A 6,616-nucleotide genomic window follows, 5' to 3' on the forward strand; every position below is an offset into this window, starting at 1 on the left:
TTACGCAAACAGACGATCGGTGTTGGCGAAGCCGCGCACGTTCTCGGCGCACGCACGTCGGCACGGGTCGTCTTCCGGCGCGGCCCCGTCCACCGGATACGCGCGGTACGCGATCAGCTTCACGGCCTTCGGCGCGTAGTCCGGGTGCGGATCGAGCGGATGCGGCGCGGTCGAGAACGCCGCCAGCGTGTTCATCTCGAAGCGCAGGTCGACGGTGCTGCCGGCCGGCGAATGTCCGGCGACGAAATCGAGCGCGCCGTCGTCACGCGTGTCGAGCTTGCTGAAGAAATTGACGTTCGCGACGAGGTCGCGCGCCGACAGCCCGTATTTCGCGAGTTCCAGCACGAGGCTGTCCCGGCCGTTGCGGATCATCGCGTTGCGATCGGCCTGGTACGACGTCGTGCCGTACTTGTGCGCGAACAGCCGCGCATCGCCGACGCCGCCGAGCGGGTCGTGCCAGCCGAGCGTGTCGGCCGTGATCGACGCGATCACGCGCCCCATGTCGGTGTACAGCGCATGGCCGCGGGTGAGATGCGCGGTGTGCTGCGCCTTCAGCGTGTCGGCCATGTTGTAGCGTTCGAGCGGATCTTCCTGGCGATGAAACACGGCGGAAAGATTCGCACCGCCGTCGACATCGACGACACGCAGCGCGAGACCGCGGCGCAGGATGCCGGACCAGTGGGTTCCAGCGGGAATGAGCGTTTCCCACACGACGTGTGGCGGCGGGACAAGGACGGCTTGGGGGCGCGGCGACATGGCGGCTCCGTGGTCGGTTGGATAAAAGGCGTGAGAGGGCGACCGAACGACATCGCGACCTCCCGGGCTTTTATCCCTCCGTGGAGCCTCGCCGTTTCCTCGAAGCGAGGAGAAGACAAGACCGGATTGCTCTCGGACCAGCCATCGCGCGGCGCGAACGCCGCACGACCGGAACCCTAGCGATCCTGAAGATGATGCAAATTGCTTCGCACCTCTCGGGCATCGACTAAGCGAGTTGCGTGCCAGCGGATGCCAAATCGCCGCGCCACGCGGCTTTCCGGCATGCGCGCGTCGATGCGTACCGCGCCGGATGCGGATGGCCGCCCTCGCGGCGGGCGTGCCGCGCACCATGCGAACGCGCGCCCGCACCGGCGCAGTGCGCGCCGCGCCCGCCTGCACGACACGACCGGCGATGGCATGGGCATTGCTCGATGCATGCACCTTCACTCGATACGCAACACCTCATGAACAAGCTCGACCTGCTCCGACGCGCGCTGAGCGCGCTCTTCTCCGCCCGCTTCATCGAACTGCAGCGCAGGTCGCGCCGCCCCTGAGCCGCCCCGCCGCGTGCCGTTGGCACGCTTCTCGCTCGGCATGACGCCGAGAGGTGCGGCGGCGTCGCATCTTAGGGGTGCTAGGGTTCCGGTTCATCGAACGTCTGGTCCGAGAGCAGCCCGGCGCGGATGCGTCCGATCGCGAGACCGGACGCGCACGCGCTACACGGCGGGACAAAAGCCCGGGAGATTGGCGATGGCAACGGCCGTCGCGCCTCTCCGTGGCCGCTTCATTCGTTCCGCATCCGCAGGAACCGGCCACGCGGCCGGACCGCGCACGAGCACGCGCACGGTCCGTATCGACGATCCCGATCCCGGTCTCCTGGAGAAAACGATGACCCGTCCCGCCCTGGCGCTCCGCCGCCTGTTGTCCCGCCGTTCCGTCCGTCACGCATTGGGTGCCGCCGCCACGGCCGCCACGCTCCTCATGACGCCCGCCGCGCACGCGGCAGCGCCGCTCAAGATCGGCTACAGCGACTGGCCCGGCTGGGTCGCGTTCCAGGTCGCGCTCGACAAGGGGTGGTTCAAGGAAGCCGGCGTCGACGTCGATTTCGAATGGTTCGATTACTCGGCATCGCTCGACGCGTTTTCGGCAGGCAAGCTCGACGCGGTCGCGGCGACGAACGGCGACGCGCTCGTGACGGGCTCGGCCGGCGCGAAGAACGTGATGATCCTGCTCACCGACTATTCCGCCGGCAACGACATGATCGTCGCCAAGCCGCCGCTGCGCAGCGTCGAGGCGCTGAAGGGCAAGAAGGTCGGCGTCGAACTCGGCCTCGTCGATCACCTGCTGCTCGAAACCGCGCTTCAGAAGCACGGGCTGAAGGACGGCGACGTGACGCTCGTGAATGCGAAAACCAACGAACTGCCGCAGGTGCTCGGCTCGTCGACGGACATCGCCGCGGTGGCCGCCTGGCAGCCGAACGCGGGCGAGGCATTGAAGCGCGCACCGGGCGCACGTGCGATCTTCACGTCGGCGGATGCGCCGGGGCTGATCTACGACGCCATTACCGTCGCGCCCGCCAGCCTCGCCGCGCGCCGCGCCGACTGGGCCAAGGTGATCAAGGTCTGGTACCGCTGCGTCGCCTACATCAACGATCCGAAGACGCAGGCCGACGCGGTCCGGATCATGTCCGCCCGCGTCGGGCTTGCGCCGGAGCAATACCTCCCGCTGCTGAAGGGCACGCATCTGCTCGACGAAGCCGCCGCGAAGCGCGCGTTCCGCAAGGGCGACGGGCTCGATTCGATCTACGGCTCGACGCGCAACGCGAATGCGTTCAACGTGCGCAACGGCGTATACAAGCAGTCGCAGGACATCGACGCGTATATCGATCCACGCCTCGTGATGCCGCATTGACGGGCGCGGGGCCGGGCTTCGTGCGCCGGCCCCTCGCGCTCGCTCCCGCCAAACCCGGCCGCGTCGATGCGCGGCCGCGGCCGCCGCCTGACCCTCTCCCCGCCCCCACTTCGCCGCGATTCCACGCGATTTTGCAGAGGACCTTTCCTGTGCAACGCCTTAATCGACCGCCGCACGATCTCCAATAATGGCCGCTCGATCCGCCGGCCGCCGGGCCGGAAAAACGATAAAAACTCCTATGCATTCCTACAAGATGAACCAGCACGCCAGCACTCGACTCGCGGGGACCGCCATTGCCGCCTGCCTGACCGCCCTCGCATCGGGCGAGGTACACGCACAGAGCAGCGTGACGCTGTACGGCCTGATCGACACGTCGATCACCTACGCGACCAACCAGCGCACGCACGGCGCCGGTTCGCCGGGCAGCGGCACCGTCGCGATGACGAGCGGCGCACTGAACGCGTCGCGCTGGGGGCTGCGCGGCCGCGAGGATCTGGGCGGCGGGACGGCCGCGGTCTTCACGCTCGAGAACGGCTTTTCGGGCACCACCGGCGCGCTGTCGCAGAAAGGCGTCGACCTGTTCGGCCGCCAGGCATGGATCGGCCTGAGCGCGAACACGGCCGGCACGCTCACGTTCGGCCGCCAGTACGACCTGATCCTCGATTTCGTGACGCCGCTCGGCGCGTCCGGCCCCGGCTGGGGCGGCAACCTCGCGGTGCATCCGTACGACAACGACGATTCGAACCGCAACCTTCGCATCAATCACGCGGTGAAGTACACGAGCCCGACGTACCGCGGCCTGACGTTCGGCGCGATGTTCGGGTTCTCGAACACGGCCGGCCAATTCTCCAACAACGCAGCGTGGAGCACGGGGGTGTCGTATGCGAACGGGCCGCTGAAGCTCGGCGCCGGCTACCTGAAGATCAGCCGCGACCGCAATGCGCCGAACCCGAACGGCGCGCTCAGCACGGTCGACGGCTCGGCGACGATCACCGGCGGCAACCAGCAGATCTGGGCCGCGGCCGGCCGCTATGCATTCGGGCCGCATTCGGTCGGCGCCGCGTGGTCGCACTCGACCACCGACGGCGTGACCGGCGTGCTCCAGGGCGGCGGCATCGCGCCGCTCAAGGGTGAATCGCTGGTGTTCGACAACTTCTCGATCGACGGGCGCTACGTCGTCACGCGGGCGTTGAGCCTCTCGGCCGCCTACACGTACACGATGGGCCGCTTCGACACGCGCACCGGCCAGACGCGCCCGAAATGGAATCAGGTCGTGGCGCAGGCCGACTATGCGCTGTCGAAGCGCACCGATGCGTATCTCGAAGGCGTCTACCAGAGCGTGAGCGGCGGCAACGGCAATCCCGCGTTCAACGCGACCGTCTGGACGCTGACGCCATCGGCGAACAGCAACCAGGTTGTCGTCGCGCTGGGGCTGCGGCACAAGTTCTGACGACGCAAGACGGAGCGGTGCAGCGCAACGCGGCTGCGCCGACGGACGGATCAGGCAAGCGCGCCAGCACCACCCGATCGTCATGCTCCGAACCGGAATGGCCGCACCCGTGCGCGGCCTTTTCGCTGTGGCATCGCCCGGCACAACGGCAAAAATGCGGCCCGGACTGTCGCATCGGCGCAAAAAAATGCGGAGAAACTGGTCACGCTGTGACATTTTTCCTAATCTGTTTGCAGCGACGCCGAGATTTGGCGTTCCGGTCGCGACACTCTTTCATATGGCGCACCACCGGCTTACGAACGTGCTTCACGTCGTGCGTGCCGGACCTTTCGCGCCATGCCGGCCGGATAGGGGCGTGCCGGTCGCACGCCCCACGCGTTCAACGCAGTCAACCGCTGGAGACGAATGATGAGCAAAACGAATCGATTTGCGGTCCTGGCAACCTTCGCGCTGCTGGCCGGTTGCCACAATGCGGCGAAGACGCCCGAGAATGCCGGCACGGCGCCGACACCCTCGAGCGAAGCCGTCGCAACGGTGACGGCCGACGATCTCGACAATCCGAACAGCCCGCTCGCGAAGCGCAGCATCTACTTCGATTTCGACCAGTACTCCGTCAAGCCCGAATACCAGTCGCTGCTGCAGGCGCATGCCGACTACCTGCGCAGCCATCCGGCGCGGCGCGTGCTGATCCAGGGCAACACCGACGAACGCGGCACGTCCGAATACAACCTCGCGCTCGGCCAACGCCGCTCGCAGGCCGTGATGAGCGGGCTCGAGACGCTCGGCGTGCCGGCCACGCAACTCGAGGCGGTCAGCCTCGGCAAGGAAAAGCCGGTTGCGCTGGGCCACGACGAGGATGCGTGGGCGCAGAACCGTCGCGCCGATCTCGTCTATCGTTGATCGCGGGCCGCCACGACGGCGGCGTCTTCCGCTTCAGGAACAGCACGGCAGGCCGCAGAAGCGGCCGCGCGGTGCATGCTCGCGGGCAACGACACAGCGCCCGATGACGCGCCGCGCCGCGTTCAACGCCGGCGTGCGAGCCGCCGATGAAGCCAGTGCGACAGCACGGCCGACGTCACGATCGCATCGAGCGTGGCGATCGCGTTGATGTCGCCGACCTTGTCGGATTTCAGGAGGTAGGCCACGAGTTCGACGAAGCCGATCATCACGCCTGCCCCGACGACCATCCCCAGCAGCACGAACCAGCGCCGCCGGATCCGCGTGCCGATTGCACCCATGATGCCGCCCGCCACGGCCGCGGGCACGAAATAGCCGAACAGGAACGACGCGAAGAAGATCAGCGGCACCATGCCGGCGCTGACCTTCAGTACCTCCCACGACGGACCGTCGATCAACGACCACGCGATCAGCATCACGGTCGGCCAGACGAACGATGCGACCAGCGGGCCGCCGACGGCAAACGACATGCAGCCGAACATGACGGGATGAGACAGACGCGACAGCGGACGTTCTGCGGTAGCACTCATGTTCTTTGTAGTCGGAATCGGAATGGCGGCTGCCGGAGTGTACCAAGGCACGGCAAGATGCATCCGGTCTGCCCCTTCGCGTTCAACGATCCACAAAATGCATGGAATAAACCGCCCGTCCGAAACGTTTCATGTTCCGTCAGCACGCGGACGCGCGGTTCAAGCGAACCGGCCTTTCCAGCGTCCCGCGCGCGGCAAGGAGGCGGACATGAAATCGGCAAGGTTGGTCGCGGCGCTGATCGCCGCGCTGGTGCTCGTGCTGTCGGCGGGATGTATGTCGTCGGGTAGTGGCCCTGCGCAGGGACCGGGCATGAGCCGGTATGGCGGTGGCGGCTCGGGAGGCAGCGGAGGCGGAGGCGGCAGCGGCTACTGAAGCGCCGCCGAAAGAAATCGAACGACGCGTCGCGCGCGAGCACGGGAAACCGGCTGACTCGCGCGCGACGCGCCGCCCTGCGGCACGACTTAACGCATGGCCTTCACGTCGGCCGGCGTGACGCTCGCGGGCTGGCCGCCCCACGTCGCACGCAGGTAGTTCGCGAGCTGCGCGAGTTCATCGTCGCTCAGCGTGTGCGCGAAGCCGGGCATCGGCTGCAGGTTCTCGAACCCGGCAAACTTCTGCTCGCCGATGCCGTCCAGCATCGCGACCAGCAGGTTGCGCGGGTCGCCCTGGCGCACCGTCGAATTGCCGTTCATCGGCACCGCCACGTGCGGCTTGCCTTCACCGTTGAAGCCGTGACAGCCCGCGCACACCGCGAGATACACCGAGCGGCCGGCCGCGAGCTGCGCGGCGTCGGCCGACACCGGCTTCACCGGTTGCGGCGCGGGCGGCGTATCGCCCAGCAGGTACACGGACAGCGCACGCAGGTCGTCCTTCGTCATGGTCTGGGTGCTCAGGTGCACGACCGGGTACATCTCGCCGAATGCCGAGCCTTGCGGTGCGATGCCGACACCGAAGAACGTCTGCAGGTCGGCGCCCGTCCAGCCGCGCGCGGCGAGGCCCGCCGGCGTGATG

At 67.5% G+C, this 6,616-nt stretch carries 7 protein-coding genes and 2 riboswitches; of the genes, 4 read left to right on the forward strand and 3 right to left on the reverse strand.

Annotation, left to right across the window (positions count from 1 at the left end; all coding sequences use genetic code 11):
- The gene (locus G3N96_RS27650; RefSeq protein ID WP_206139167.1) at positions 1-756 is read right to left on the reverse strand and encodes an urea amidolyase associated protein UAAP1; all 756 of its coding nucleotides are present in this window, start codon (positions 754-756) and stop codon (positions 1-3) included.
- Between the two features lie 57 nt (positions 757-813).
- Positions 814-947: riboswitch (guanidine-I (ykkC/yxkD leader) on the reverse strand.
- Positions 948-1,379: 432 nt separating this feature from the next.
- Positions 1,380-1,501, forward strand: a riboswitch (guanidine-I (ykkC/yxkD leader).
- A 143-nt stretch (positions 1,502-1,644) separates the two neighbouring features.
- Between G3N96_RS27650 and G3N96_RS27655 the strand changes: the two genes are divergently transcribed.
- The 3 genes from G3N96_RS27655 (at position 1,645) to pal (ending at position 5,017) form a co-directional block, all read left to right on the forward strand.
- The gene (locus tag G3N96_RS27655) at positions 1,645-2,667 is read left to right on the forward strand and encodes an ABC transporter substrate-binding protein (RefSeq protein ID WP_124576932.1); all 1,023 of its coding nucleotides are present in this window, start codon (positions 1,645-1,647) and stop codon (positions 2,665-2,667) included.
- Between the two features lie 238 nt (positions 2,668-2,905).
- Positions 2,906-4,117, forward strand: coding sequence for a porin (locus G3N96_RS27660; RefSeq protein WP_206139168.1), 1,212 nt, complete (start codon positions 2,906-2,908; stop codon positions 4,115-4,117).
- A 408-nt stretch (positions 4,118-4,525) separates the two neighbouring features.
- Entirely contained in the window at positions 4,526-5,017 is a 492-nt protein-coding gene (pal, locus tag G3N96_RS27665; RefSeq protein WP_206139169.1) for a peptidoglycan-associated lipoprotein Pal, read from the forward strand.
- A gap of 122 nt (positions 5,018-5,139) precedes the next feature.
- Here the strand turns inward: pal and G3N96_RS27670 are convergent, their stop codons facing one another.
- Complete coding sequence (locus G3N96_RS27670; RefSeq protein WP_206139170.1) at positions 5,140-5,604, reverse strand: hypothetical protein; 465 nt, start codon at positions 5,602-5,604, stop codon at positions 5,140-5,142.
- Between the two features lie 208 nt (positions 5,605-5,812).
- Between G3N96_RS27670 and G3N96_RS27675 the strand changes: the two genes are divergently transcribed.
- Complete coding sequence (locus G3N96_RS27675) at positions 5,813-5,977, forward strand: hypothetical protein (protein WP_206139171.1); 165 nt, start codon at positions 5,813-5,815, stop codon at positions 5,975-5,977.
- A gap of 89 nt (positions 5,978-6,066) precedes the next feature.
- Here the strand turns inward: G3N96_RS27675 and G3N96_RS27680 are convergent.
- Positions 6,067-6,616 (reverse strand): cytochrome c (locus G3N96_RS27680; RefSeq protein ID WP_206139172.1); only part of this gene is annotated, 550 nt, incomplete at its 5' end.

Origin of the sequence: Burkholderia sp. Se-20373 (genome assembly GCF_017104705.1) — a bacterium.
Lineage (GTDB): Bacteria > Pseudomonadota > Gammaproteobacteria > Burkholderiales > Burkholderiaceae > Burkholderia.

Excerpts from the sequence above, each read along its gene's own strand:
- G3N96_RS27650 (WP_206139167.1), bottom strand. The coding sequence starts at position 756 with ATGTCGCCGCGCCCCCAAGCCGTCCTTGTCCCGCCGCCACACGTCGTG.
- G3N96_RS27655 (WP_124576932.1), top strand. The coding sequence starts at position 1,645 with ATGACCCGTCCCGCCCTGGCGCTCCGCCGCCTGTTGTCCCGCCGTTCC.
- G3N96_RS27660 (WP_206139168.1), top strand. The coding sequence starts at position 2,906 with ATGCATTCCTACAAGATGAACCAGCACGCCAGCACTCGACTCGCGGGG.
- pal (WP_206139169.1), top strand. The coding sequence starts at position 4,526 with ATGAGCAAAACGAATCGATTTGCGGTCCTGGCAACCTTCGCGCTGCTG.
- G3N96_RS27670 (WP_206139170.1), bottom strand. The coding sequence starts at position 5,604 with ATGAGTGCTACCGCAGAACGTCCGCTGTCGCGTCTGTCTCATCCCGTC.
- G3N96_RS27675 (WP_206139171.1), top strand. The coding sequence starts at position 5,813 with ATGAAATCGGCAAGGTTGGTCGCGGCGCTGATCGCCGCGCTGGTGCTC.